We start from the raw sequence: 24,260 nt of genomic DNA, 5'->3' as shown, positions 1-24,260 counted from the left end.
CATGAACAAAGCCGTGGTTGAGATCCGCGATCTGGCCTTCGCCTGGCCAGGTGGCGAGGCTGTACTCGATCTGCCCGCCCTGCACATCGCGCAAGGGGAGCGGGTGTTCATCAAGGGGCCTTCGGGCTCCGGCAAGTCGACCCTGCTCGGGCTGCTGGCCGGGATCCAGACCGCCAACCACGGCACCCTGGAGGTGCTGGGCCAGCCTTTGGCCCAGCTCTCAGGCCGCGCCCGTGACCACTTCCGGGCGGCCAATCTGGGTTATATCTTCCAGCAGTTCAATCTGCTGCCATTTTTATCCGTACTGGACAATGTCACTACGGCGCTCACATTTTCTCCACAAAAACGCTCCCGTCTGCGGGGCACGCCAGAGCAGGAAGCTCGCCGCCTGCTCGGGGAATTGCAGTTGCCGGACGAAGCGCTGCACAGGCCCGTCCATGCCTTGAGCATCGGCCAGCAGCAGCGGGTCGCCGCCGCCCGGGCGTTGATAGGCTCCCCGCCACTCGTCATCGCCGACGAGCCCACCTCGGCGCTCGATACCGACAACAGGGCCGCCTTCATCAAGTTGCTGTTCGAGGAGTGCGACAAGCAGGGCTCGACCCTCGTCTTCGTCAGCCACGACCCTTATCTCGAGCCCCTCTTCCCCCGGGTGGAGAACCTGCAACAGCTCAACCGGAGGGCTGCATGAAGATCGATAACCAGAACCTCTGCCCGCCCGCGCAGGCAGACTGCCAGCCATTCAGGACGCGGAGGTCACCATGCTGAAACTCGCCCTGCAAAGCCTCTGGGCCCGCCGCCTCACCGCCGGGCTCACCCTGCTGGCCGTGGCCATCAGCGTCACCCTGCTGCTCGGGGTGGAGCGGGTGCGCACCGAGGCGCGCGAGAGCTTCGCCAACACCGTCTCGGGCACGGATCTCATCGTCGGCGCCCGCTCCGGCCAGGTGAACCTCCTGCTCTACTCGGTGTTTCGCATCGGCAACCCCACCAACAACGTGGGCTGGGATGCCTATCAGGCCATCAAGCAGCGTCCCGGCATCGCCTGGACCATCCCCCTCTCCCTCGGGGACTCCCACAAGGGCTTTCGGGTGCTCGGCACCAACGGGGACTACTTCACTCACCTGAAGTACGGTCAGCAACAGTCGCTGCAGATGCGCGAAGGCCGGCCGTTCGAGACGCCGTTCGAGGCGGTGCTCGGCGCCCAGGTGGCCGAAAAGCTCGGCTACAAGCTGGATCAGTCCATCATCATCGCCCACGGCGCTGGCAACACCTCCTTCAGCCAGCACGACAACCTGCCGTTCAAGGTGGTCGGGATACTGGCGCCGACCGGCACCCCGGTCGATCGCACCGTGCACGTGCCGTTGGCGGGCATCGAGGCCATTCACCTCGGCTGGGACACCGGTCGTCACAGCAAGAATGTCACCGCCGAGCAGGCGCTTGAGCAGGATCTCACCCCCAAGACCATCACCGCCTTTATGGTGGGGTTGAGCAACCGCATATTGGCGTTCCAGCTGCAACGGGGCATCAACACCTACACCGGCGAACCCCTGATGGCCATCCTGCCGGGGGCCGCCTTGCAGGAGCTGTGGGGCATGATGAGCGTGATGGAGACGGCGCTGACCGTCATCGCAGGCTTCGTGGTCGTGGCGGGCCTCATCGGCATGCTGACTACCCTGCTGGCGGGGCTCAACGAGCGGCGCCGCGAGCTCGCCATTCTGCGCTCCCTCGGCGCCGGACCCTCCCATCTGTTCCTGCTGCTGGCGCTGGAGGCCATGGCCCTCACCACCCTCGGCATCGCCCTCGGAGTCGGGGCCCTCTACCTCGGGCAACTGCTTGCCACCCCCTGGCTGCTCAGCCACTATGGCCTGCAACTCGGGATCGGCCTGCCGAGTGCCTATGAGTGGCAACTGCTGGGGCTGGTGTGGCTGGCGGGCATGGTGATAGGCTTGTTGCCCGCCGCCCGCGCATATCGCTACAGCCTGAGCGATGGCATGAGTATCCGGATATGACGATGACAAAGGGAATGAGCAGGATGTGGAAAGTACTGACCGTGCTGCTGGGCATATTGGCTTTGCCTGCCCACGCCGTGGATTACAAGACAATCGACTGGGACATCCTCATTCCAGAGGGTGAAAAACTGCTGCCACCGCCCCAGGTCAGCCACGATGGCAACATGGCGTCGGTGCCGCAACCGGTGGGCGGGGTCAACAAGAAGCTGGACAACCAGGACCTGCGCATCCCGGGCTTCGTGGTACCGCTGGAAGGGGATGCCAAGAAGGTCACCGCCTTCCTGCTGGTGCCCTACTTCGGCGCCTGCATCCATGTCCCGCCTCCCCCCACCAACCAGGTGATCTACGTAAGCTACCCCAAGGGGGCGCCGGTGGATGATCTGTGGGACGCCATCTGGGTGAAGGGCAAGATGCGCACGATCAGTTCGAGCCATGAGATGGCCACCGCCTCCTACTCCATGGAGGCGACCGACGTCAGCGTCTACGAAGAATAAGCCCCTGCGTCTATTGCCTTGATATGCAATCAACATGGCCTCCCCCGGGAGGCCATTGTGTTATCCGGCCTGCACATCGGGAGCCCGTCCCCGCTTGAGAATCTTTTCACGACCTGTAACGAGAGGTCGTCAGCAAGGCAAAGAGCTGCGCAGGAACCGGAACGTATAGATATACGTGAGCACTCTTTACCCCACCTAAGCGAGCAGCACATGAACCTTGATCACGAGCTCACAGTAAGATCGTGGATAGGTTCTGGGGATTGCTCGTTTGTCTGCTTGGAGTAACATTCAATACCAGCCTGAATCCCCTCAGCCAGCACGGAGCCAGCATGGCCGATCTGCCGCCCCCCAAGAAAGAGAGTTCCATTTTAAGCAGTCAGGAGCAGACCCTGCGCCTGGCCCGCAGCCGCGGTATCGACGGCATGCTGACCCGCAACAGTGACAGCACCTTCGAGCAGCGCGCCACCTTCCGCCAACTGGCGGAGCAGGCCGCCCGCCAGCGCAATCTGGAATCCATCATGGTGATGGCCTCTCGTCACTGCGAGGAGACGGCCGCCGGCGGCGAGATGGACAGCGACTGGCTGACCCGCTTCCTGCAACTGGCCGAAGAGATCAGCATGGTGCCCATGCAGCAGCTGTGGGGGCGGATCTTCGCCCTGGAAGTCGCAACCCCTGGCCGCTTCTCCATCCGCGCCCTCAGCACCCTCAAGGAGATGACCCAGCGCGAGGCGCAGCTGTTCCAGCGCATCTGCGCGCTTTGCTGCCACTACGAGGGGAGCGACGAGCAACGCCTGCTGCTCGGCATGCACAAGGGGGCCAGCCTGCTGAGCCGCGCCAAGGTCACCCGCATGGGCCTCGGCAAATATCGGGTGCCCTACAGCGCATTGCTGCTGCTGTTCGATCTCGGTCTGCTGCACCGAGGGGAGCTCGAATCCGGCCCTCTGCCCGCCGACGGGGTGGAGCTCGCCTTCGGCAACCAGCACTGGCGGCTGCGCCAGCGCCAGAGCCACCTCACCCTGCTCTACTACCGCCTCACCCCGGTGGGCAACGAACTCGCCCTGTTGCTGGAGGAGCCGCCGCTGGAGGAGTACCTGCAGGATTTGAAGACCCTGCTCTCCACCCACCTGCAGATCGAAACCCAGATTGCGCCCCCCGCCAGCGCACCGGACATCCCCGCCTGAATCAGCCGGGAGCCCGAGTGGGCTCCCGCTTTGTTGCTTTCCAAATTGCGAAACCGGCACCGCCATTGCCAAAACGGCTCCCAAAAAGCGAATCGATTCAGCTAGTCGCCACGCTGGCATTGGCGGTTTTCAGCAATCCATGCGCCTTGGGCAAATAACACGCACGTCGAACGCATTTTAAGCGCCCCTTGGCACTCTGGTGCGCGGCTTGCAGTGGGACGACTAGTCCCGAACGATCGGGACTCATCATCCCCATTGTCGGACGCCCCCATGAGAGTCAACCAGCCCGTTACCCAGCGTGAGCGCCTCTACCCGGCGCATCAGAATCTCATCTCCACCACGGATCTGGAGAGCCGAATCACCTTTGCCAACGAGGAGTTCTGCCAGATAGCCGGCTTCACCCTGGCGGAGTTGCAGGGCGCCCCCCACAACCTGGTACGCCACCCCGACATGCCGACCCAGGCCTTCGCCGATATGTGGAGCCATATCCGGGAGGGCAAGAGCTGGATGGGACCGGTGAAGAATCGCTGCAAGAACGGGGATCACTACTGGGTCAACGCCTTCGTCACCCCGATTCAGGATGCGAGCGGCAAGGTGGTGGAGTATCAGTCGGTGCGCACCGCGCCGGACGAGGCGCTCAAGGGGCGGGCCGAGAAGGTCTACGCGGGCTTGAGAGAGGGGAAAGCGCCCCTGGCCCTGCGCCTGCCGGCCTTCTCCCACACATTTGTACTCAATGGCTGCCTGCTGCTCGCTCTCATCGCCCTGTTGGGTCTCGGCTATGGCCATGAATCCGGCTGGCTGGCCGGGTTCGCCGCCCTGCCCCTGATCGCAGCCCTGCTGGTGGTGAACGCCCTCTCCCGGCGACTTGGCAAACTCGGCGAGCTGGCCCGCAACCGCTTCGACAACCCGCTGATGCAGTTGCTCTACACCGGCCGGGTCGATCGGCTCGCCGCCGTCGAGCTCGCCATGAAGATGAACCAGGCCGAGTTCAACGCCGTGCTGGCCCGTACCCAGCAGACCTGCCAGCAGATCCTGACCTCCGCCCAGACGGACTTGCACAACGCCGAGACCATCACCGACAACCTGCAGCAGCAGCAGGCCCAGACCAACCAGGTCGCCACCGCCATCACCGAGATGGCCCAGTCCATCCGCGAGGTCTCCCAGAGCTCCACCGCCTCCTCCGATCGGCTGGACGAGACCGCGGATCTGTTCAAGGAGGGCAACCTCCGCGTGCAGGAGACCATCGAAGAGGTGGAGGGGATGCACAGCGAGCTGGTCACCTCCAAGGGGGTGATCAACACCCTCGCCACCCAGTGCCGGGCCATCGACGGCATCCTGGATGTGATCAACAGCATCGCCAACCAGACCAACCTGCTGGCCCTCAACGCCGCCATCGAGGCCGCCCGGGCCGGCGAGGCGGGGCGCGGCTTCTCCGTGGTGGCAGACGAGATCAGATCCTTGGCCATCAAGACCCAGTCCTCCACCGGCGAGATCCAGAAGATGATAAGCCTGTTGCAGGGCAGTGCCGGGGATGCGGAGCAGGCGATGGCGCAAGGGGAGCAGCTCTCCGCCAGCTGCCGCCTCAAGGCCTCTGCCACCGGCGACGTGCTGCAACAGATAAGCGAGCGCCTGCTGCAGGTGACCGCTGGCAGCAACCAAATAGCCCAGGCGGTGCAGGAGCAATCCCAGGTCACGGCCGACATCGACCGCAGCGTGCTCAGCATCAAGCGCCTCGCCGATGACTCCAGTCAGGGCAGCCAGCACGCGGTGCAGGGCGTCATAGCACTGGTGCGGCAATTAAACGACCTGGAGCGGTTGGTGCGCCAGTTCCAGCAACGCCCCGCCCCCCATGCCGCCAGTGAACCCCTGTCCAGTGGTCGACCCCCTGCTCGCCCGCTAAGCCTTCACGGAGGAAACCAGACCCTATATAAAGACCGTGCGCTAACAATAAAAACGGGCCCCTCTTTTTGATGGTGCATGGGAGTCTGAGCGGGTTTCAAATTCGAGTCGTCGACTGAAGCAGCGGGTCTTTCGCCCCGTCCCAACCACCTGCTCGCCCTTGCCAGGCCGACCCTCTCGGCTACACCGCATGGCCCTCGGCAGGGCAATGGCCTTGCTCACTCCCCCATCCATACACCGTGAGTTGTGGACGTTGGGCCTTGAGCCTTGAGCCTTGAGCCTTGAGCCTTGAGCGGGTAGCGTCGCGCCTTGAGATCCCTCTTATCCAACCTGCCGCAAGCCCCGTTGTCCCCCCAATTTATTGATCTTGGCTGAGAAATCGCCTGTTCCCCCTTTCCTAACCAGCTCCGTTCGGTAACATGGCAATCAGGATCACCTCTCGCCGGAGTCAGCCATGAGCCAAGCCAGAGCAACACCACTGATAGCAAGCAGCAAGCTGGAGGCTGTAATTCAGGGGCGGTAGCGTTGCCTGCGCTTGCCATGACCAATGCCTTCGCTGTCTTTCTATACCGTGGTAATGGTTGCGTAAAAAGAGGAAGTCAAGCGAACACGTTTGGTTTCGGGGTTCGGCAAGTAGCACATTGATTTAAAATATGATTTTTTATGCTCGGTATCAGGGATAGGCGGAGTTAGATGGAAGGCGGTATTAATGTGTTAGTACCGCCTTCCATCTAATCACTGTTATGTCTCTAAAGGAATCTTATGAGTAAAGTTAAGATCAAGCTGGTATCGATAGGGCACTTACCTTTAGGGCTCCAGCCTAAAAAAATTAGAAATTGGTCATCTAAGACTTTTGAAGTTGTCGAGGATATAGACAATTATTCGCTTCGTTGTGACTCTGATGGTTTTGACTGGGAATTTTCAGATAGCGCATTAAAAGAACAGCTCCCCAATCAATTTAATGCTGACTTTATGATCGCTATTGTAAATGTTCCGATTGAGGATGATTGGTATTCGAGAAGACTTGGAAATAATCAAGTTGTATTTACCTTTCATCAAGTCAGCGATATCCTCGAGCACTATAATATTCCACTAGAAAATGTCATTTACCGTTTACTATATGCGTATACACTTTTGTATCGCCGCGCGGGAAACAGAATTCCTGATTTTGGAGAAGCGGCAAGTTTTACCCACGACGAGACGCGGGGATGCCTCTTTGATATGAATGGCATAAAAACCGATTTAATAGCTTCTTGTCATAAGCCTCAAATATGTGATGAGTGCCAAGAGCGATTGAAGCAAGAAAGAGTATCTAAGTCAGATATTGAAAGCACTCAAAGTGACATAAAGCGCATAAAAAAATATTTATATTACAGAATAATTACTCATGTAAAAAAACATCCTATTGCGGCACTGGTTTTATCTAGTGTGTTTGCATTAGCACTTGGTATTACTGGCTCAGTCATCGGCTCGTTTGTATACGAATGTCTCAAGAGTCAAACATGAGGCTGTCAAGACATAACAATCGCAGGCACAGCGACGGCTTTTTCGTTGTGGCTTCGCCTTCACTACAACGCCGCGCCTGCTGCGGGCGTTAGATTTCTCAAGGAGCGTATGTGGATATACCTTCGAAACATGTGTTTGATGCGTTAAAAGCGTTAGGTGGTAGAAAGGAGTTCATTTTTGGCGAATAACCGAAAAATTTCTTACCCATGTGGCAGAGGAAAAATATAAATGTTATTGTTTAAATAAATGGACTAATAGCAGAACAATGAAAATCTCAGACAATTTAAAGGAAAAGCTTAATTTACCTTGCTGGTTTCATGGAACAGAACAAGATTTTGACACATGGATGATACCTCCGCCACCCAAGCCGGGAGAAATATTGCTCGTTCCTCATACTGCAATTTTCTTTACAAGCGATATTGACTTCGCCAAAGGAGCTGGTAAAAAAATTGCCAAGGTATCTATATCAAGTCACGCAAAAATACTGGACACCACAGCTAACTATGAAGCATCAGAGAATCTTAGGCTGTCTCTAAGCCAGCATCAGATAGCATCAAGAACCCTAAATATACAGCGTGATTTCTGGCATAATGGGTGGAAAACTGGTGATGTATTACGAATGACATTCTCAGATCCTACGCTGGAGGATCATCTTCAACAGATGGTTGTAAATCTTTCACGGCAGTCTGATCTCCCTAAAGAAGCTGCAAGCGTGGTTATTCAACTTAACTCTTCCCGTGGTTTAATTGAGCTTATCTGCACTTCAGCAAAGAAACTAGGGTTTGACGCAATATTTGGGCATGAAGTTGATCGACATTCTCTTGAAGGTAAAGTTATTGCACGACCTTGGTTAGCAGTGCTTTCCAAAGGAGTTGCCTCTAATCCAGAGTGGGTGTAAGCACCTAACAAGATCCTGCTATTATCAAATTTTACGCTGCGTTCAAAATTTACCGCAGAGCGCAGCTTTAGATAGAGGAAAATTAACCTTTGAGCACTATACAATAACCCCCATTAAGCCGTTAGCCACTGCAATAAGGGGAATTGTTGGCAGGCAATTAAGAGGAGGCACTAGCCCCCTCGCTATCAATGATCGGTGGAGAATATCGACATCATTCAATAAAGCCCCGCAGCCTTAGGGCGGCCAGCAGCTCATCCACCAGCGCTGCCACCGATTTGTCGGCGTTGAGCAGGTGGATCTCCGGATTTTCCGGGGCCTCGTAGGCGGAGTCGATGCCGGTGAAGTTACGGATCTCTCCTGCCCGCGCCTTCTTGTAGAGCCCCTTGGGGTCGCGCTCCTCGCAGACGGAAAGCGGCGCATCCACGAACACCTCGATAAATTCATCCGCTCCCAAGAGACTTCTCACCAGATCCCGCTCGGCGCGGAACGGCGAGATAAAGGCGGTGAGGACGATGAGGCCCGCATCCACCATCAGTTTCGCTACTTCCCCAACCCGACGGATATTCTCCTGCCGGGCTGCATCGTCGAAGCCGAGATCACCACAGAGGCCGTGGCGCACGTTATCTCCATCCAGCAGATAGGTGTGTTTTCCCTCGGCCGCCAGCGCCTGCTCCAGCGCCCCTGCCAGGGTGGACTTGCCTGCCCCGGACAGGCCGGTAAACCAGATCACCAGGGGCTTTTGCCCCTTCTGCGCGGCGCGGCTCTGTTTGTCGACGGCATGCTGATGCCACACGATATTGCTCATTCACACTCCTTGCTCGGCGCTCGCGCCTCAATGCTGAAACTCTCTGGCTCTCTGGAGCCCGCCCAGTTACCCGCCACTGACGGGTAACTGGGCCATCGTCTATTTATCTTCCCACCGATGCCCCAAGCCGGTGGCACCGCCTTAGAACGGGAACAGCAGGGGCACCATGATGATCACCCCGATGCTGTAGGCCAGGGAGACCGGCAAGGCCAGTTTGAGGTAATCCGGCATCTTGTAGTTGCCCGCCGCGTAGACCATCAGATTGGTCTGATAGCCGTAGGGCAGTATGAAGCTGGAGCTGGCCCCGAACAGCACCGCCAGAATGAACGGCATGGTGGAGACATCCATGCTGAGCGCCAGCTGATAGCCCATGGGGAAGGCCAGGGCCGCCGCGGCGTTATTGCTCATCAACTCGGTCAGCACCAGGGTGAAGAGGTAGATGCCGAGGAAGGCGATGAAGGGGCTGGCGCCGTTGAACTCCCCCATCAGCCAGTCGGCGATGAGGCGGGCCAGGCCGCTTTTTTCCAGCTGATCGGCGATGGCGAGCGCCCCGCCCACTACCAGCCAGATATCCAGCGGGAAGCGGCGGCGGATCTCGTCCAGGGTCAGGATGCGGGAGAACAGCAGCGCCACCAGCATCACCAGCAAGCCCTTGAACAGCGGCACCAGATCCAGCACCGACAGCGCTAACACCCCGAGAAAACCCAGCACCACGGCGGCGCTGCGCTTGCCATCGAGACGGGTGGAGGCTTCCAGCCCGCTCACCACCACGAACTCCCGGGAGAGGGACTTGTTGCTGGCAAACTTGGGGCCGGGCGCCAGCAGCAGGGTATCCCCCGCGTGCAGTTCAATCTGGCCGAGCCCGCCGGTGAGCTGGGTCTCACCACGGCGCACCGCCAGCACCACGGCATCGAAGTGGGTGCGAAACTCCGCATCCTTGATGGATTGCCCCACCAGGCGCGAGCTGTGGCTGACGATCACCTCCACCAGATGCTGGCCGTTGAGGCGATGCTGACCGTAGAGATCCAGCCCCTTGAGCTCTTGCAACACGCCGACGCTCTCCACGTCGCCGCAAAACAGCAGCATGTCCCCCTCGTGCAGCTCGTGCTCCGGCTGCACAGGGCAGATCACCTGGTTGCCACGGATGATCTCGGCAAGATAGAGGCTTTTGAGGCTGCGCAGGCCGTTCTCCTTGACGCTGCGCCCGGCCAGGGGCGAACCAATCCCGACCTTGGCCTCCAGAAAGTAGCCGGATTCCCGGCTCATCTCGGTGTCCTGCTCCGGCAGGTGGCGGGCAAACAGCAGCACGGCCACCAGACCGGTCAGCAGGGTCCCTGCACCCACCATGAAGAAGTCGAACATGCCGAGGGGCTCGGCCCCCATCTTGACGAGGAAGCTGTTGACGATGAGGTTGGTGGAGGTGCCGATCAGCGTCAGCACCCCGCCGAAGGTCGCCGCGAAGCACATGGGCAGCAGCAGCCGTGACGGCGCATGGTTGGGGTTGCGTTTGACCGCCCCCAGCATGGAGGCCACCACGGCGGTATTGTTGACGAAGGCCGACAGGAAGGCGGTAGAGAACCACACCTTCACCAGCACCTTGTTGAACGAGCCCGTGCCCACCAGATTGGCAAACCAGCTCATGATCCGGGTCTTCTCCACCGCGAGCGACACCAGCAACAGCAGCACCAGGGTCAGCAGGGCGCTGTTGGTGTAGCCCGCCACCACGGCGTTGATGTCCGCCAGCCCGCTCAGGTAGGTGATGAGCACGGCGCCCGAGAAGAGCAGCGCCGGACGGAGTTTGCCCTGGATCAGCAGGACCACGAGGGCAGCCAGCAGACCCAGCACCAGGGATTGTTGCCAGGTCATGGGCCTACTCCTTGTTTGTTTCGTTACCTAGGCTAAGTGCCTGCCAGTGGGGGAAGTGCTTGCGCACCAGGGCGTTGAGCTCGATTTCAAACTCGCTGTACTGCCCTGCTACCACCTTGGCGGCCAAGCCTTGCACTATCATGCCGGCGCCGACGGTAACGTTGGAGAGACGGTCGATCAGGATGAAGCTGCCGGTGTCGCGGATCTCCTGATACGGGTCGAACGCCACCGGGTCGGTCAGGCTCAGCTCGCACAGGCCTATCTCGTTGAGTTTGAGCTCGGAGGCTGGCAGCTCGTCCAGCTTGTTGATCTCGACGCGGTGACGGATCGCCTCCACCTGGCCGCGGCTCTTCTTGGTGGCCAGCTTGACGTCATAGGCACGGCCCGGCTGCAGGGATTCCTCCCCCATCCAGACGATGTGAGCCAGCACATTCTGGGTCACCTGGGGCTGATGGGCGGCATCCACCAGCAGATCGCCACGGCTGATGTCGATCTCGTCGGCAAAGGTCACGGTAATGGCCTGACCCGGCAGGGCGTATTCCAGATCCCCGTCGAAGGTGACGATGCGGGTCACCGTGCTCTGCTTGCCGGACGGCAGCACCGCCAGCTTGTCACCCACCCGTAGCACGCCGGAGGCGAGCGTGCCCGCAAAGCCCCGGAAGTCCAGGTTCGGGCGGTTCACATACTGCACCGGCAGGCGCACCGGATGGCGCTCCAGCTCGCGCTCCACCTCGGCGGTCTCCAGCAAGGAGAGCAGGGTTTCACCCTGATACCAGGCCAGCTTGTCGCTCTGGTTGACCACGTTGTCCCCGTCCAGCGCCGAGACCGGCACGATGTGGATGGTGTCGACACTGAGCTTCTTGGCGAACTCACGGTATTCGGCACTGATGCGCTCGAACACGGCCTGGCTGAACTCCACCAGATCCATCTTGTTGACCGCCACCACGAACTGCTTGATGCCGAGCAAACTGGCGATAAAGCTGTGGCGACGGGTCTGATCCAGCACCCCCTTGCGGGCATCGATGAGGATGATGGCCAGATCGCAGGTAGAGGCGCCGGTGGCCATGTTGCGGGTGTACTGCTCGTGGCCCGGGGTGTCCGAGATGATGAACTTGCGTTTCGCCGTAGAAAAATAGCGGTAGGCCACGTCGATGGTGATGCCCTGCTCGCGCTCGGCCTGCAGGCCGTCGACCAAGAGCGCCAGATCCAGCTTCTCGCCGGTGGTGCCGAGCTTCTGGCTGTCAGATTCCAGGGCTTTGAGCTGATCTTCATAGATCTGCTGGGAGTCGTGCAGCAGGCGGCCAATGAGCGTGCTCTTGCCGTCATCCACGCTGCCGCAGGTGAGAAAGCGCAGCAGGCTCTTGTGCTGCTGGGCGTGCAGGTAGGCTTCGATGCCCTGTTCCGTGATGGCGGTTTGAATGTGGTTGTTCATGTGTCGATTCCTTAGAAATATCCCTGACGCTTCTTCTGCTCCATGGAGCCCGCCTGATCGTGGTCAATCAATCGCCCCTGCCGCTCGCTGGAGGTGGTCACCAGCATCTCCTCGATGATCTCGGTCAGGGTGGTGGCATTGGATTCGATGGCCCCGGTCAGCGGGTAGCAGCCGAGGGTACGGAAGCGCACCAGCTCATGCTTCACCTCGTCTTCCGGCCCGATGGGCATGCGCTCGTCGTCCACCATGATCTTGATGCCGCCTTTATCCACCACCGGGCGCATGGCCGCGAAGTAGAGGGGCACGATGTCGATGTTTTCCAGATAGATGTATTGCCAGATGTCGAGCTCGGTCCAGTTGGAGAGCGGGAACACCCGGATACTCTCCCCCTTGTTGACCTGGCCGTTGTAGACGCGCCACAGCTCGGGACGCTGGTTCTTGGGATCCCAGCGGTGGGACTTGTCACGGAAGGAGTAGACCCGCTCCTTGGCGCGGGATTTTTCCTCGTCCCGGCGTGCGCCCCCGAAGGCGGCATCGAAGCCGTACTTGTTCAGCGCCTGCTTGAGCCCCTCGGTCTTCATGATGTCGGTGTGCTTGCCGCTGCCGTGCACGAAGGGGTTGATGTCCATGGCCAGACCGTCCGGGTTCTTGTGGACGATGAGATCCAGCCCGTATTTCTTGGCGGTCTCGTCCCGGAACTTGATCATCTCCTTGAACTTCCAGTTGGTATCCACGTGCAGCAGCGGGAAGGGGATCTTGCCCGGGTAGAAGGCCTTGCGGGCCAGGTGCAGCATGACGGAGGAGTCCTTGCCGATGGAGTACATCATCACCGGGTTTTCAAATTCGGCAGCCACCTCGCGGATGATGTGGATGCTCTCGGCTTCCAGCTGCTGCAAATGCGTCAATCTTTCACGATCCATGTCTGGGTCCTCTGTCATTGCCAGCACGCCTCGGCGCGCTTCGGGTTCAGTGCGGCGCAGCCTGGGCTGCGCCAAAAAATCGATGGGGTGAGCGGCCTCAGGCCAGGCTCACCAGTTTCAAATCCGTGCTGCCGAACTCATCGCTCAGGGGGCTTCCCCCTTCGGCAAACCAGGCGAGCTGCTTGCGCAGGGCCACCACCTCGCCGATGACGATGAGGGACGGGCTCTGGGCTTGACTCGCCAGGCTCGCCAGCTCATCCAGGGTGCCGGTCAGCACCCGCTGACTGGCCTGGGTGCCCCGTTCAATGATGGCGAGCGGGGTGGTGCCGCTGCGGCCATGGCTCACCAGCTGCTGTTGTATGTGCTCGGAGCGCATCAGCCCCATGTAGATGACCAGGGTCTGGTTGGTGGCGGCGAGCTGCTGCCAGTCCGGCTCCTTGCCCTCGCTCTGGCAGTGGCCGGTGATGAAGACGGCGCTCTGGGCATGGTCACGATGGGTAAGTGGAATGCCTGCATAAGCGGTGGCACCGGCGGCGGCCGTGATGCCGGGCACCACTGAGAAGGGGATGCCTTCGGCGGCCAGCACTTCCAGCTCCTCGCCACCGCGGCCGAACATGAAAGGATCGCCCCCCTTGAGGCGCACCACCCGATTGCCTGCCCTGGCGTATTCCACCAGCAGGCGGTTGGTCTCTTCCTGCGGCACGCTGTGGGCACCCGCCTTCTTGCCGACCGACACCAGGGTGGCATCACGGCGCACCAGATCCAGGATCTCGGGGGAAACCAGCTGGTCATAGAGCACCACTTCCGCCTGCTGGATCTGCTGTAGTGCCTTGAGGGTCAGCAGGCCCGGATCGCCGGGACCGGCCCCGACCAGCACGACCTCGCCCAGCTCGGTCTGCGCCTTGTCGAGCCCCTCGTTCAGCCAATGCTCTGCCCCCTGCCAGTCCTGCTTCTCCACCAGGCTGCCGAGGGTGTTGGAGGCAAAGGCCCGCTCCCAGAAGCGGCGACGATCAGAGATAGACTCCAGCACCCGCTTGGCCTTGCTGCGCACCCGGCCGGAGAGCTCGGCCAGGCCGCCGAGGTGGCGGGGCAGCAGGCTCTCGAGCCGCTCGCGCAGCAGGCGCACCAGCACAGGTGCCTTGCCGCCGCTGGAGACGGCCACCACGATGGGGCTGCGGTCGATGATGGAGGGGAAGATGAAACTGGAACGCTCGGGGTCATCCACCAGGTTGACGAAGAGCCCGCGCTGGTTGGCGCTCTGATAGACCAGGGCGTTGACCTCGGCATCGTCGGTGGCGGCCACCACCAGTTGCTGGCCTGCCAGATGCTCGGGGCTGAAGCGCTCCGCCAGATGGGTGAAGCGGCCATGGAATTCGCTGAAAGCGGCGTCGATGACCGGGGAAACCAGTGTCAGCCGGGCACCCGATGCCAGCAGCAGGCGCGCCTTGCGCAGGGCGACCTCGCCCCCGCCCACCAGCAGTACCGGGCGGCCTTCCAACTTGGCAAACATAGGTAAATAATCCATCTCGGCCCATTCCTCGGCATACGACGACAACTGGGGCGACTATAGGCAGGCTGCTTATTCCTTCAAAATAATAAAAAATGCTCTTTAATGCGTTTTAGTAATTAGTAAACCTGCACAATGGCAAAGGCGAGTGAATGTCCTTGTGGTGCTGCGCACCAGACTCTAGGCTAGTGAAAGTGTTTCATAAGGAGCTTAATAATGAATGAGTCATTGATTGTATTGGGGATCTTCGTGTTCCTGGTGCTCGCGACCCTGAGCGCCGGCATCAAGATAGTGCCCCAGGGCTACAACTGGACGGTGGAGCGCTTCGGCCGCTATACCCGCACCCTCTCCCCCGGCCTCAACCTGCTCATTCCCTACGTGGACAGGGTCGGCCACAAGATCATCATGATGGAGCAGGTGCTGGACATCCCGGCTCAGGAGGTGATCTCCCGGGACAACGCCAACGTCACCATCGACGCCATCAGCTTCGTGCAGGTGGTGGATGCGCGTAAAGCGGGCTACGAGGTCAACGATCTCACCAGCGCTATCCGCAACCTGACCATGACCAATATGCGGACCGTGCTCGGCGCCATGGAGCTGGACGAGATGCTCTCCCAGCGCGACACCATCAACGAGAAGCTGCTGCGCACCATGGACGCCGCCACCGCCCCCTGGGGCATCAAGGTGACCCGGATCGAGATCAAGGATGTGCGCCCGCCGATGGCGCTGATCGACGCCATGAACGCCCAGATGAAAGCCGAGCGCCAGAAACGGGCCGAAGTGCTGGAAGCCGAAGGGGTGCGTCAGTCACGGATCCTCAAGGCCGAAGGGGAGAAACAGTCCCAGATCCTCAAGGCCGAGGGTGAGCGTCAGGCCGCCTTCCTCGCCGCCGAGGCGCGGGAGCGGGCCGCCGAGGCGGAAGCCAAGGCGACCCATATGGTCTCAAGAGCTATCGCTGAAGGGGATATGCAGGCCATCAACTACTTCGTCGCCCAGAAATACACCGAGGCTCTCGCCCGCATCGGCGAAGGCCCGAACAGCAAGATCGTCATGATGCCGCTGGAGGCGGGCAGCCTGATAGGCTCGGTCGCCGGCATGGCCGAGCTGTTCAACAAGGCTGGCAAGCAACCATGAGCGCCCTGCTGGAGGGGCTGACCCACTGGCACTGGTTGGGGCTGGGCTTCGCCCTGCTGGCCATCGAGGTGATGGGGTCTGTGGGCTTTTTGCTCTGGACCGGCATTGCCGCCCTGGAAGTGGGCATACTGCTGCTGCTCTGGCCCTTCGGCTGGCAGGTACAACTGCTGCTGTTTGCGGTGCAGTCCCTGCTGACCACCTGGGCCTGGTGGCGCTGGCAGCACAGGCGGGATCGCTCACTGCAGGATGCCGCCGCCCCCATCAACGAGCGGATGCAGAGCTATCTGGGGCGGGAGCTCACCTTGCTCGACGAGGTGAGCCAGGGCATGAGTCGGGTCCATCTGGACGACACCGTCTGGACGGTGCGCTGTGCCCAGCCCTTGCCGGCAGGCAGCCGGGTCAAGGTCATCGGTGCCGACTCCCATATCCTGTTGGTGGAGCCGCTGGCCTGAGTCGATTCAGCGGGCTGATGCAGGCAACCTGCCACTTTTCAAAACACGGCCATAAAAAAACGGGCCCGACGCTAGCGTCGGGCCCGTTTTCAGATGAGGTGCAGGCTTAGTTGGCCTTGGCATCGCTCACTGCAGCGTCGACCTTGGTGGCCACGTCTTCGGCAGCTTTCTCTACGGTAGCAGAGGCTTCAGAAGCAGCCTTCTCTACGGTGGCAGAAGCGTCGGAAGCAGCCTTCTCAACGGTTGCAGCAACGTCGGCGGCCGGAGTAGCGGCCGGAGCGGCGGCTTCTTCTTTCTGACCACAAGCGGTCAACATCAGACCCAGGATACCGGCTACCAGTACTTTGTTCATGTACATATCCTCAAATAAAGATGGAGAGACGGCCGTCAGGGCCATCACTGTGCCCCTTGTCCCCGTGAAAAAACCATCAGAACGGGAGCCAAGAGACGCGCGAAATATAACGCCATACACAGCCGATGAAAACGCGTATCACAATGATATTTTCTCGTGGGCTGGATAAAAATAACTGCTATAGCGACAAAAATTAATATAAAAGCCAATTAAAAACGCAATTTGGCACAATAATCATCCAAAAAATGGCCAACCCACAGTGGTTGGCCGCTATTGAATACCATCGAATTCTGCGTGAAAGCCCGGGATCAGTCAGACAACTTCTGACAACTCAGCCGACGGCCCTGGCTGTCGCTCTCCCGGGCCAGATCCAGCAGCGCCATCACCGCCAGCGCCTCGTCGGCCGGCACCGGATTGCCTGCCTCGCCACGGATGGCCGCACAGACGCCGCTATAGTAGGTGCCGTAGTTGCCCGCCTCCCCCTTCACCGGCTCCTGCCCGGGCAGCCCTTCCACCATGCGGCTGATCTGGCCCGGCGCGGGATCCACTCCCCAACCCGCCACTGGAGGACGCAGGCCCTCTTTGAGCTGCGGCTCCTGCACATCCATGCCGAACTTTATGAAGGAGCCGCGGCTGCCGTGGATGACGAAGCGGGGCATGTCGGCAGAGACCAGGCAGCTGCCGTGCAGGATCACCCGCAGCGGCCCGTAGCCCAGCACCACGTGGAAATAGTCATCGCTCAGGGCGCCGGGACGCTGCGCCGCCAGATCGGCCTGGATCCACTCTGGCTGGCCGAACAGCTGCAGCGCCTGATCCAGGATGTGAGGGCCGAGATCGAACCACAGGCCCGAGCCCGGGCCGCCCGCCTCCCGCCAGCGCTGGCGCACCTCGGGACGATAACGGTCGAAGTGCGACTCGAACTGGGCGATCTGTCCCAGGGCATCTTCGGCGAGCAGGCGGCGCACCGTGAGGAAGTCCCCGTCCCAGCGCCGGTTGTGGAAGATGCTGAGCAGCCGCTGCTGCTTCTGCGCCAGCTCCACCAGCGCCTTCGCCTCGGCGAGATCCAGTGCGAACGGCTTGTCGATCACCACGTGCTTGCCGGCCAGCAGGGCCTGACGGGCGATGGGGGCATGGGTATCGTTCGGGGTGGCGATGACCACCAGATCCACGCTCTCATCGGCCAGCACCTGCTCCAGCGTCCCCACTTGGCTGCCCGGCAGCTCGGCGTGCACCTTGGCGGCATCTCGGCTCACCACCCAGCGCAGGGTGAGGCCCGGCGTGGTCACCAGGAAGGGGGCATGAAAGGTTTGGCCTGCATAGCCATAGCCCACCAGGGCGGCATTGATTGTCTGGCTCATCCGCTGTTCTCCGCTGAAGTCATCCGTATAAAGGGGCACAGACGAGTGCGTCCCAAGAAGAAAGGGGCCCAAGGCCCCCTGATTGTGCCCATCAGAGCACAGGATTTATCGCCAGTACAGGGGCCTTATCCATCACGGATGCACGCCCCTGGCACTCAAGGCTGCAGGCAGAGACGGCGGCCGTGGCGCGTCAGCAGCACCAGCAGGGGCGGCAGCAGCAGCCACATGTGCAGCGCCAGCTGATTGAGGGGATCCGCCACCAGGGCACCGGTGATCCCCACCAGGGCGCCGGCGCCGCTCATCTGGAACAGACCGAGCAGGGCTGCCGCCGTGCCGGCGCAGTGGCCGAAGGGCGCAAGCGCCATGCCGGCAGCCGCTCCCAGCACCATGGCGAAGCCGATGCTGGAGAGGAACACGGGGCCCATCATGGCGAGCGGGTGCTCGATGTGCTGCACCAGGGTCAGGGCGATGGCCGAGAGCGAAATCACCAGCAGGCCGATGCGCAGGGTGCGCCTTGGGCCAACCCTGGCAATGAAGCGCGGGGCCAGGAAGCAGGCCAGGATATTCAGTGCCGCATTGGCGGTGAACCAGTAGCTGAAGCCGTTCATGTCCAGACCCAGCTTCACCATCAGTTGCACGGGGGCCGCGGTGACATAGGCCAGGATCACCGCCATCGACAGCATGCAGAGGCCGGCGTTGAACAGGAAGCTGGGGGAGCGCAGCACCGGGCTGTAGCGGGACCAGCTGATGAGCGGACCGGCGCTGCTGGTCTCCTCCGGACGGGTCTCCGGCATGCGCCACAGCAGCCAGCTGCCGACGATGACGGCATAGCCCGCCATAAACCAGAAGTTGGCCGACCAGCCCGCCTTGGCGGTGAGCCAGCCACCGAGCAAGGGGGCCAGGGCGGGGATGAAGCAGATGGCACCGTTCAAGTAGGAGATCATCTGGCCGCTCTTCTTGGGGCCATAGCTGTCACGCACCACGGAGAAGGCCGCCACCGAGGTGGCGCAGGCGCCGAAGCCTTGCAGCACCCGGGCCAGCATCAGCTCCCCCAGACTGGCCGCGAAACCGGCGGCCAGGGCGCTCAGGCCGTAGAGCAGCACGCCGCCGAGCGCGATGGGTTTGCGACCGTAACGATCGGCGAGCGGCCCCACCAGCAACTGGCCCAGCCCCATGCTGAACAGGAACCAGGTGATAGTGCCCTGCATCAGGGTCACCTCGGCGCCGAGTTGCTCCGCCATCTGGGGGATGGCGGGCAGATAGATGTCGATGGCCAGCGGGCTGAACAACACCAGGAGTACGAGCAAAAGGATCAATGGCATCAGTTCACCTCAAGACCAGGGGATTGAATTGGTGCGCGAGTCTACTGACTCAGAGTAATGAATTGAAATGGCATTTAATCACTTTGGTTATTCCACTGAGGAAAGATGTATTTTTACCACAGCTCCGAGCAGCGCATCCCAGCCCCGGCCAGTTCCGACGGGAGCTAATCAGCGCTTTGCCTAAACGCCTGCCCCGCATAGAATGCGCAGATTAATTTTTGCGGAGGTGCGTGATGAGCAAGCTTGTCCTGGCAACAGGTAACCAGAAGAAGGTGAAGGAGTTGGCCGCCATGCTGGCCGATATGAAGATCCAGGTGATCCCCCAGAGCGAGTTCGCCGTCACCGATGCCGAGGAGACCGGCACCACCTTCGTCGAGAATGCCATCATCAAGGCCCGTCACGCCGCCCGCATCACCGGTCTGCCCGCCGTCGCCGACGACTCCGGTCTGGAGGTGGACTTGCTGCACGGCCGCCCCGGTGTCTACTCCGCCCGCTTCGCAGGCCCGGGTGCCAGCGACAAGGAGAACATCGACAAGCTGCTGGCAGAGCTTCAGGGTGCCCCCGACTACCTCAAGAGCGCCCGCTTCTGGTGCGTACTGGTCTACATGCGTCACGCCGACGACCCTACCCCCATCATCTGCCAGGCGAGCTGGGAGGGGATGATCCTGGACGAACCCCGCGGCCAGCACGGCTTTGGCTATGATCCCGTGTTCTTCGTGCCGGATCACGACTGCACCTCGGCCCAGATGCCGAGCGAGCTGAAAAACCAGCTCAGCCACCGGGGCCAGGCCCTGGCCAAGTTGAAGGCCGCCCTGGCCGCGGCCCACTGAGGCCACACCTGGCACCGGCATACGCCGCAGCGCGTTTCATCTACAATGGGGGCCATCGGCCCCCGTTTTGCTCATCGTTCCCAGCTTGTGCCACAACCATTGCCAGCGATGGCGGGGAACAGTAGAGTTGGCCCCCGTTTTGATCCCTGATTGCTGAACACTGGAATACCCATGCTGCAACTGCCGCCTCTCTCCCTCTATATCCACGTGCCCTGGTGCGTCCAGAAGTGCCCCTACTGCGACTTCAACTCCCACGCCCAGAAGGGAGAGCTGCCCCACCTCGAGTACGTGGCCGCCTTGCTGGAGGATCTGGAGCAGGATCTGCACTGGGCCCAGGGACGACCGCTCTCCTCCATCTTTATCGGTGGCGGCACCCCCAGTTTGCTGAGCGTGGAGGCCATGCTGGCCCTGCTGGACGGGGTGCGGGCGCGCATCCCCCTGACTCCGGATTGCGAGATCACCATGGAGGCGAACCCGGGTACCGTCGAGGCGGACAAGTTCGCCGGCTTCCAGAAAGCGGGCATCAACCGCATCTCCATCGGGGTGCAGAGCTTCCAGCAGGAGAAATTGACCCGACTCGGCCGCATCCACGGGCCAGAGGAGGCGCGCAAGGCCGCCGAGCTGGCTCACGCCATATCACTGCCCACCTTCAACCTGGATCTGATGCACGGCCTGCCGGATCAGAGCCTGGAAGATGCGCTCTATGACCTGCAGCAGGCCATCGACTGCGCGCCGCCGCATCTGTCCTGGTATCAGCTCACCATAGAGCCGAACACCGCATTCGCCTCCAAACCCCCCACCCTGCCGGAAGATGACACCCTGTGGGACATCTACGAGCAGGGCCACGCCATGCTCACCGCCCAGGGATACCAGCAGTACGAGATCTCGGCCTACGCCAAGGCGGGCTATCAGTGCCGTCACAACCTCAATTACTGGCGCTTTGGCGACTATCTCGGCATCGGCTGTGGCGCCCACGGCAAGGTGACGGATCTTGCCAGCCAGCAGATCCTGCGCACCGCCAAGGTGAAGCACCCCAAAGGCTATCTGGATCCCGCCCGCGCCTATCTGGACAGCCAGTGGACGGTGACCGAGGACGATCTGCCCCTCGAGTACTTCATGAACCGGTTCCGGCTGTTCGAGCCGGCCCCCAAGGCGGAATTCGAGGCCTATACCGGCCTGGCGCTGGAGCGGGTGGAGACCATGCTCGCCATCGCCCAGACCAAGGAGCTCATCCTGGATCTCGGCGACAGCTGGCAGCTGACTTCCCTCGGTCATCGCTATCTCAACGTCTTGCTCGAGCTTTTCATGGACGAGTGAGAAGGCGTTCACACATCTTGCAGCGAAGCCGTGAGCAAACGGCCGCTTTCGCAACAACAATCAGGGCGCCATGGGCGCCCTGATTGTTTTGAGATGAAGGGGTGGAAACCCGCTCAGCAGCAGACGCGTTGCATCCGCTGTTGGCCGGGCTCCCACCGCTTGCCGTGCTTGGCCTTACGCTGATAGCTGCCCTTGCCTTTCTTGCTCGCCTCGACCCGCGCCTGGAACAGGGGGGAGGTCACCAGGGCCTTCAGATGATTGTCCTGGATGATGCCACGCTGATGATCGTGGGCCTGGTCGATGATATCGACTCGTCTCTTCTTGGCCATATAGACTCCTGCCTTGGTCATTAAACATGGCGATAAAATCGCCACACGTGATAAAAACGCGCCGATTGTGCGCCTGTTCGGCTCCCGCCGCAAGGGGTGGGGGCCGGGTTTATGAGTGCTCGTGATCATGGTGCTCGTGGCGGGATGGTACCCCCGATTCCAGGGTCTCCAGGATGGCGCAGTGCTCTGCCGAGCGCGGCCCGCCGCAGCAGATGTTGGAGAGCTGCTTCAGGTTCTCACGAAAGCGGCTCAACTCGAGGATCTTCTGCTCCACCTGGGTGAGCTTGGCATCGGCCACCGCCTTGACCTCCTGGCAGGTGACCCTGGCCTTGTTGGTATCCAGATCCAGCAGCTCGCCGATGTCCGCCAGGGAAAAACCCACCGACTTGGCGCGGATGATGAACTCCAACCGTCGCCGGTCCTGCTCGCCATAGACACGATAGCCGGAGTCGTTGCGCAGACCCGGCGAGAGCAGCCCGTTCTTCTCGTAAAAGCGCAGGGTATCCGCCTTTACCCCGCACGCCTTGGCCAGTTCCCCGATGCGATACATCATCACTCTCCTGCTGGAATGGGTACTCAATATAAACCAGCTCTCACTATCACCCCTTTGCTCACCGATTACCAGCCAAAGGCAGGAAAGGGGCAGACAAGGGGAGGCCGACGTGGTTTTTCCTGCCAAAACACTGAAAAGACAAACGTTTCACAAAAATTGACCAGAAAACGTTTAACACCGCGCCAGACAAGGGTTTGTGATTGTAAAAAATCCACCACGGCTCACATTTTTTGTGTAGAATACGCGCCCACAAGAGAGCGTCGCATCAAACGGGCATTTCCTAAAATGCTGTTGCCGGCCCCGGCCTGGCGAGAGTGGTTTGTGAAATCCCCCACTTCCATTTATTTGGGGACTCTCTGTGCTGAGCCTCGCCTCTCATGGACCTGTCCCCGTTATGCTGAGGACGATAGTGTGATGGAACAAGCTCGACCCATTCGCCGTGCACTGCTGAGTGTGTCTGACAAGACTGGCATCCTGGAATTTGCCAAGGCACTCAACGAACGTGGCGTCGCCCTGCTCTCCACGGGCGGCACCGCCAAGCTGCTCGCAGAAGCGGGTCTGCCGGTGACCGAGGTCTCCGATTACACCGGATTCCCCGAGATGATGGATGGGCGCGTCAAGACCCTGCATCCCAAGGTACACGGCGGCATCCTCGGCCGTCGCGATCAGGATGACGCCATCATGGCCCAGCACGCTATCTCCCCCATCGACATGGTCGTCGTCAACCTCTATCCCTTCGCCGCCACCGTCGCCAAGCCGGGTTGCACCCTGGCCGATGCGGTCGAGAACATCGACATCGGCGGTCCGACCATGGTGCGCTCCGCCGCCAAGAACCACAAGGACGTCACCATCGTCGTCAAGGCCGCCGACTACGGCCGCGTCATCGCCGAGATGGATGCCAACGGTAACAGCCTGACCCTCACCACCCGTTTCGATCTCGCCATCGCCGCCTTCGAGCACACCGCCGCCTATGACGGCATGATCGCCAACTACTTCGGTACCCTGGTGCCATCCTACGGCGACAACAAGGAAGGAGACGAAGAGTCCCGCTTCCCGCGCACCTTCAACAGCCAGTTCATCAAGAAGCAGGACATGCGCTACGGCGAGAACAGCCATCAGGCTGCCGCCTTCTACGCCGAGGAGCAGGCCGCCCCAGGCTCTGTCGCGAGCGCCATCCAGCTGCAGGGCAAGGCGCTCTCCTACAACAACATCGCCGACACCGACGCGGCGCTGGAATGCGTGAAGGAGTTCGATGAGCCCGCCTGCGTCATCGTCAAGCACGCCAACCCCTGCGGTGTGGCCATCGGCAGCGATCTGCTCGGCGCCTACGAGCGCGCCTGGCAGACCGACCCCACCTCGGCGTTTGGCGGCATCATCGCCTTCAACCGCGAACTGGATGGCGCCACCGCCAAGGCCATCGTGGATCGCCAGTTCGTGGAAGTGATCATCGCCCCCAGCGTCAGCAAAGAGGCCCGCGAGGCCGTGGCCGCCAAGCAGAACGTACGTCTGCTCGAATGCGGTCAGTGGACGGCACCGGCTCAAGGCTTTGATCTCAAACGCGTCAACGGCGGCCTGCTGGTGCAGGAGCGCGATCTGGGCATGGTCTCTCTCGGGGATCTCACCGTGGTCAGCAAGCGCCAGCCCACCGAGGCGGAACTGAAAGATCTGCTGTTCTGCTGGAAGGTCGCCAAGTTCGTCAAGTCCAACGCCATCGTCTACGCCAAGGCGGGCCAGACCATCGGCGTCGGCGCCGGTCAGATGAGCCGGGTCTATTCCGCCAAGATCGCCGGCATCAAGGCCGAGGATGAAGGGTTGGTGGTGGCGGGCTCCGTCATGGCCTCCGACGCCTTCTTCCCGTTCCGCGACGGCATCGACGCCGCCGCTGCCGCCGGCATCGCCTGCGTCATCCAGCCGGGTGGCTCCATGCGGGATCAGGAAGTGATCGACGCCGCCGACGAGCACGGCATGTGCATGGTGTTCACCAACATGCGCCACTTCCGTCACTGATACCTGGGGCCGCGCCGTGCGGCCCTTCCTTCAACGGACTCTTTTCAACCGGCCGCCCTCACAGGCGCGGCCGGTCAGCACGAACAGCAGCG

21 protein-coding genes and 1 pseudogene are annotated in these 24,260 nt (G+C 61.0%); 12 read left to right on the top strand and 10 right to left on the bottom strand.

Annotated elements, in window-relative coordinates; genetic code table 11:
* The first annotated feature begins 1 nt into the window (after window position 1).
* The 7 genes and pseudogenes from VZC39_RS03590 (at window position 2) to VZC39_RS03560 (ending at window position 7,984) form a co-directional block, all read left to right on the top strand.
* A complete protein-coding gene (locus VZC39_RS03590; RefSeq protein WP_434665761.1) occupies window positions 2-688 on the top strand; it encodes an ABC transporter ATP-binding protein in 687 nt (228 codons plus the stop codon).
* Window positions 689-758: 70 nt separating this feature from the next.
* The gene (locus tag VZC39_RS03585; RefSeq protein WP_434665759.1) at window positions 759-2,006 is read left to right on the top strand and encodes an ABC transporter permease; all 1,248 of its coding nucleotides are present in this window, start codon (window positions 759-761) and stop codon (window positions 2,004-2,006) included.
* Window positions 2,007-2,029: 23 nt separating this feature from the next.
* A complete protein-coding gene (locus VZC39_RS03580) occupies window positions 2,030-2,500 on the top strand; it encodes a DUF3299 domain-containing protein (protein WP_434665757.1) in 471 nt (156 codons plus the stop codon).
* Between the two features lie 329 nt (window positions 2,501-2,829).
* The gene (locus tag VZC39_RS03575; protein WP_349921081.1) at window positions 2,830-3,681 is read left to right on the top strand and encodes a TIGR03899 family protein; all 852 of its coding nucleotides are present in this window, start codon (window positions 2,830-2,832) and stop codon (window positions 3,679-3,681) included.
* A gap of 270 nt (window positions 3,682-3,951) precedes the next feature.
* Window positions 3,952-5,565, top strand: a pseudogene (locus VZC39_RS03570) (methyl-accepting chemotaxis protein); the annotation flags it as partial.
* Window positions 5,566-6,342: 777 nt separating this feature from the next.
* Window positions 6,343-7,086, top strand: a complete 744-nt coding sequence (locus VZC39_RS03565; protein WP_434665754.1) for a hypothetical protein — start codon at window positions 6,343-6,345, stop codon at window positions 7,084-7,086.
* A 265-nt stretch (window positions 7,087-7,351) separates the two neighbouring features.
* Entirely contained in the window at window positions 7,352-7,984 is a 633-nt protein-coding gene (locus VZC39_RS03560; protein ID WP_434665752.1) for a hypothetical protein, read from the top strand.
* Window positions 7,985-8,195: 211 nt separating this feature from the next.
* On the opposite strand, the gene cysC is transcribed toward VZC39_RS03560, so the two are convergent.
* The 5 genes from cysC to cysG all read right to left on the bottom strand — a co-directional run bounded on the left by cysC (window position 8,196) and on the right by cysG (window position 14,532).
* Window positions 8,196-8,789, bottom strand: a complete 594-nt coding sequence (gene cysC, locus VZC39_RS03555; RefSeq protein ID WP_434665750.1) for an adenylyl-sulfate kinase — start codon at window positions 8,787-8,789, stop codon at window positions 8,196-8,198.
* A 141-nt stretch (window positions 8,790-8,930) separates the two neighbouring features.
* Complete coding sequence (locus tag VZC39_RS03550; RefSeq protein ID WP_434665748.1) at window positions 8,931-10,655, bottom strand: SLC13 family permease; 1,725 nt, start codon at window positions 10,653-10,655, stop codon at window positions 8,931-8,933.
* Window positions 10,656-10,659: 4 nt separating this feature from the next.
* The gene (gene cysN / locus VZC39_RS03545) at window positions 10,660-12,087 is read right to left on the bottom strand and encodes a sulfate adenylyltransferase subunit CysN (RefSeq protein WP_434665746.1); all 1,428 of its coding nucleotides are present in this window, start codon (window positions 12,085-12,087) and stop codon (window positions 10,660-10,662) included.
* 11 nt (window positions 12,088-12,098) lie between these two features.
* Window positions 12,099-13,007: a sulfate adenylyltransferase subunit CysD gene (gene cysD / locus VZC39_RS03540; RefSeq protein ID WP_434665743.1), complete on the bottom strand. Its 909-nt coding sequence runs from the start codon at window positions 13,005-13,007 to the stop codon at window positions 12,099-12,101.
* 97 nt (window positions 13,008-13,104) lie between these two features.
* The gene (gene cysG / locus VZC39_RS03535; RefSeq protein WP_434665740.1) at window positions 13,105-14,532 is read right to left on the bottom strand and encodes a siroheme synthase CysG; all 1,428 of its coding nucleotides are present in this window, start codon (window positions 14,530-14,532) and stop codon (window positions 13,105-13,107) included.
* Between the two features lie 198 nt (window positions 14,533-14,730).
* On the opposite strand from cysG, the gene VZC39_RS03530 reads away from it, so the two are divergent.
* Both VZC39_RS03530 and VZC39_RS03525 read left to right on the top strand, forming a co-directional pair.
* Window positions 14,731-15,648, top strand: a complete 918-nt coding sequence (locus VZC39_RS03530) for an SPFH domain-containing protein (protein WP_349921071.1) — start codon at window positions 14,731-14,733, stop codon at window positions 15,646-15,648.
* Window positions 15,645-16,100: an NfeD family protein gene (locus VZC39_RS03525; protein ID WP_349921070.1), complete on the top strand. Its 456-nt coding sequence runs from the start codon at window positions 15,645-15,647 to the stop codon at window positions 16,098-16,100. Before VZC39_RS03530 ends, VZC39_RS03525 begins: the two co-directional genes overlap by 4 nt.
* Window positions 16,101-16,206: 106 nt before the next feature.
* Here the strand turns inward: VZC39_RS03525 and VZC39_RS03520 are convergent, their stop codons facing one another.
* From VZC39_RS03520 to VZC39_RS03510, 3 genes are all read right to left on the bottom strand, one after another.
* Window positions 16,207-16,452: a hypothetical protein gene (locus VZC39_RS03520; RefSeq protein ID WP_050719122.1), complete on the bottom strand. Its 246-nt coding sequence runs from the start codon at window positions 16,450-16,452 to the stop codon at window positions 16,207-16,209.
* Between the two features lie 308 nt (window positions 16,453-16,760).
* Complete coding sequence (locus VZC39_RS03515; protein WP_349921069.1) at window positions 16,761-17,810, bottom strand: oxidoreductase; 1,050 nt, start codon at window positions 17,808-17,810, stop codon at window positions 16,761-16,763.
* Between the two features lie 155 nt (window positions 17,811-17,965).
* Window positions 17,966-19,132: a multidrug effflux MFS transporter gene (locus VZC39_RS03510; protein ID WP_349921068.1), complete on the bottom strand. Its 1,167-nt coding sequence runs from the start codon at window positions 19,130-19,132 to the stop codon at window positions 17,966-17,968.
* 233 nt (window positions 19,133-19,365) lie between these two features.
* Between VZC39_RS03510 and VZC39_RS03505 the strand changes: the two genes are divergently transcribed.
* Complete coding sequence (locus VZC39_RS03505) at window positions 19,366-19,962, top strand: XTP/dITP diphosphatase (RefSeq protein ID WP_349921067.1); 597 nt, start codon at window positions 19,366-19,368, stop codon at window positions 19,960-19,962.
* 171 nt (window positions 19,963-20,133) lie between these two features.
* Window positions 20,134-21,279, top strand: coding sequence for a radical SAM family heme chaperone HemW (hemW, locus tag VZC39_RS03500; RefSeq protein WP_434665734.1), 1,146 nt, complete (start codon window positions 20,134-20,136; stop codon window positions 21,277-21,279).
* A 113-nt stretch (window positions 21,280-21,392) separates the two neighbouring features.
* On the opposite strand, the gene VZC39_RS03495 is transcribed toward hemW, so the two are convergent.
* Both VZC39_RS03495 and zntR read right to left on the bottom strand, forming a co-directional pair.
* Window positions 21,393-21,608, bottom strand: a complete 216-nt coding sequence (locus VZC39_RS03495) for an alternative ribosome-rescue factor A (RefSeq protein ID WP_349921065.1) — start codon at window positions 21,606-21,608, stop codon at window positions 21,393-21,395.
* A gap of 109 nt (window positions 21,609-21,717) precedes the next feature.
* Window positions 21,718-22,158, bottom strand: coding sequence for a Zn(2+)-responsive transcriptional regulator (gene zntR, locus VZC39_RS03490; protein ID WP_434668333.1), 441 nt, complete (start codon window positions 22,156-22,158; stop codon window positions 21,718-21,720).
* A 417-nt stretch (window positions 22,159-22,575) separates the two neighbouring features.
* On the opposite strand from zntR, the gene purH reads away from it, so the two are divergent.
* Window positions 22,576-24,168 carry a bifunctional phosphoribosylaminoimidazolecarboxamide formyltransferase/IMP cyclohydrolase gene (purH, locus tag VZC39_RS03485; protein ID WP_434665731.1) on the top strand — a complete coding sequence of 531 codons (1,593 nt, stop codon included), beginning with the start codon at window positions 22,576-22,578 and terminating at the stop codon, window positions 24,166-24,168.
* Window positions 24,169-24,260 lie beyond the last annotated feature (92 nt).

Origin of the sequence: Aeromonas sp. NJAU223 (assembly GCF_051125555.1) — a bacterium.
Lineage (GTDB): Bacteria > Pseudomonadota > Gammaproteobacteria > Enterobacterales > Aeromonadaceae > Aeromonas > Aeromonas veronii_G.
Note: the sequence above shows the minus strand (reverse complement) of the source record. Positions and strands in the feature narration are given on the sequence as shown.

Bases quoted from the DNA above. Each gene is read 5' to 3' on its own strand.
- VZC39_RS03590 (WP_434665761.1), top strand. From the start codon at position 2: ATGAACAAAGCCGTGGTTGAGATCCGCGATCTGGCCTTCGCCTGGCCA.
- VZC39_RS03585 (WP_434665759.1), top strand. From the start codon at position 759: ATGCTGAAACTCGCCCTGCAAAGCCTCTGGGCCCGCCGCCTCACCGCC.
- VZC39_RS03580 (WP_434665757.1), top strand. From the start codon at position 2,030: ATGTGGAAAGTACTGACCGTGCTGCTGGGCATATTGGCTTTGCCTGCC.
- VZC39_RS03575 (WP_349921081.1), top strand. From the start codon at position 2,830: ATGGCCGATCTGCCGCCCCCCAAGAAAGAGAGTTCCATTTTAAGCAGT.
- VZC39_RS03565 (WP_434665754.1), top strand. From the start codon at position 6,343: ATGAGTAAAGTTAAGATCAAGCTGGTATCGATAGGGCACTTACCTTTA.
- VZC39_RS03560 (WP_434665752.1), top strand. From the start codon at position 7,352: ATGAAAATCTCAGACAATTTAAAGGAAAAGCTTAATTTACCTTGCTGG.
- cysC (WP_434665750.1), bottom strand. From the start codon at position 8,789: ATGAGCAATATCGTGTGGCATCAGCATGCCGTCGACAAACAGAGCCGC.
- VZC39_RS03550 (WP_434665748.1), bottom strand. From the start codon at position 10,655: ATGACCTGGCAACAATCCCTGGTGCTGGGTCTGCTGGCTGCCCTCGTG.
- cysN (WP_434665746.1), bottom strand. From the start codon at position 12,087: ATGAACAACCACATTCAAACCGCCATCACGGAACAGGGCATCGAAGCC.
- cysD (WP_434665743.1), bottom strand. From the start codon at position 13,007: ATGGATCGTGAAAGATTGACGCATTTGCAGCAGCTGGAAGCCGAGAGC.
- cysG (WP_434665740.1), bottom strand. From the start codon at position 14,532: ATGGATTATTTACCTATGTTTGCCAAGTTGGAAGGCCGCCCGGTACTG.
- VZC39_RS03530 (WP_349921071.1), top strand. From the start codon at position 14,731: ATGAATGAGTCATTGATTGTATTGGGGATCTTCGTGTTCCTGGTGCTC.
- VZC39_RS03525 (WP_349921070.1), top strand. From the start codon at position 15,645: ATGAGCGCCCTGCTGGAGGGGCTGACCCACTGGCACTGGTTGGGGCTG.
- VZC39_RS03520 (WP_050719122.1), bottom strand. From the start codon at position 16,452: ATGAACAAAGTACTGGTAGCCGGTATCCTGGGTCTGATGTTGACCGCT.
- VZC39_RS03515 (WP_349921069.1), bottom strand. From the start codon at position 17,810: ATGAGCCAGACAATCAATGCCGCCCTGGTGGGCTATGGCTATGCAGGC.
- VZC39_RS03510 (WP_349921068.1), bottom strand. From the start codon at position 19,132: ATGCCATTGATCCTTTTGCTCGTACTCCTGGTGTTGTTCAGCCCGCTG.
- VZC39_RS03505 (WP_349921067.1), top strand. From the start codon at position 19,366: ATGAGCAAGCTTGTCCTGGCAACAGGTAACCAGAAGAAGGTGAAGGAG.
- hemW (WP_434665734.1), top strand. From the start codon at position 20,134: ATGCTGCAACTGCCGCCTCTCTCCCTCTATATCCACGTGCCCTGGTGC.
- VZC39_RS03495 (WP_349921065.1), bottom strand. From the start codon at position 21,608: ATGGCCAAGAAGAGACGAGTCGATATCATCGACCAGGCCCACGATCAT.
- zntR (WP_434668333.1), bottom strand. From the start codon at position 22,158: ATGTATCGCATCGGGGAACTGGCCAAGGCGTGCGGGGTAAAGGCGGAT.
- purH (WP_434665731.1), top strand. From the start codon at position 22,576: ATGGAACAAGCTCGACCCATTCGCCGTGCACTGCTGAGTGTGTCTGAC.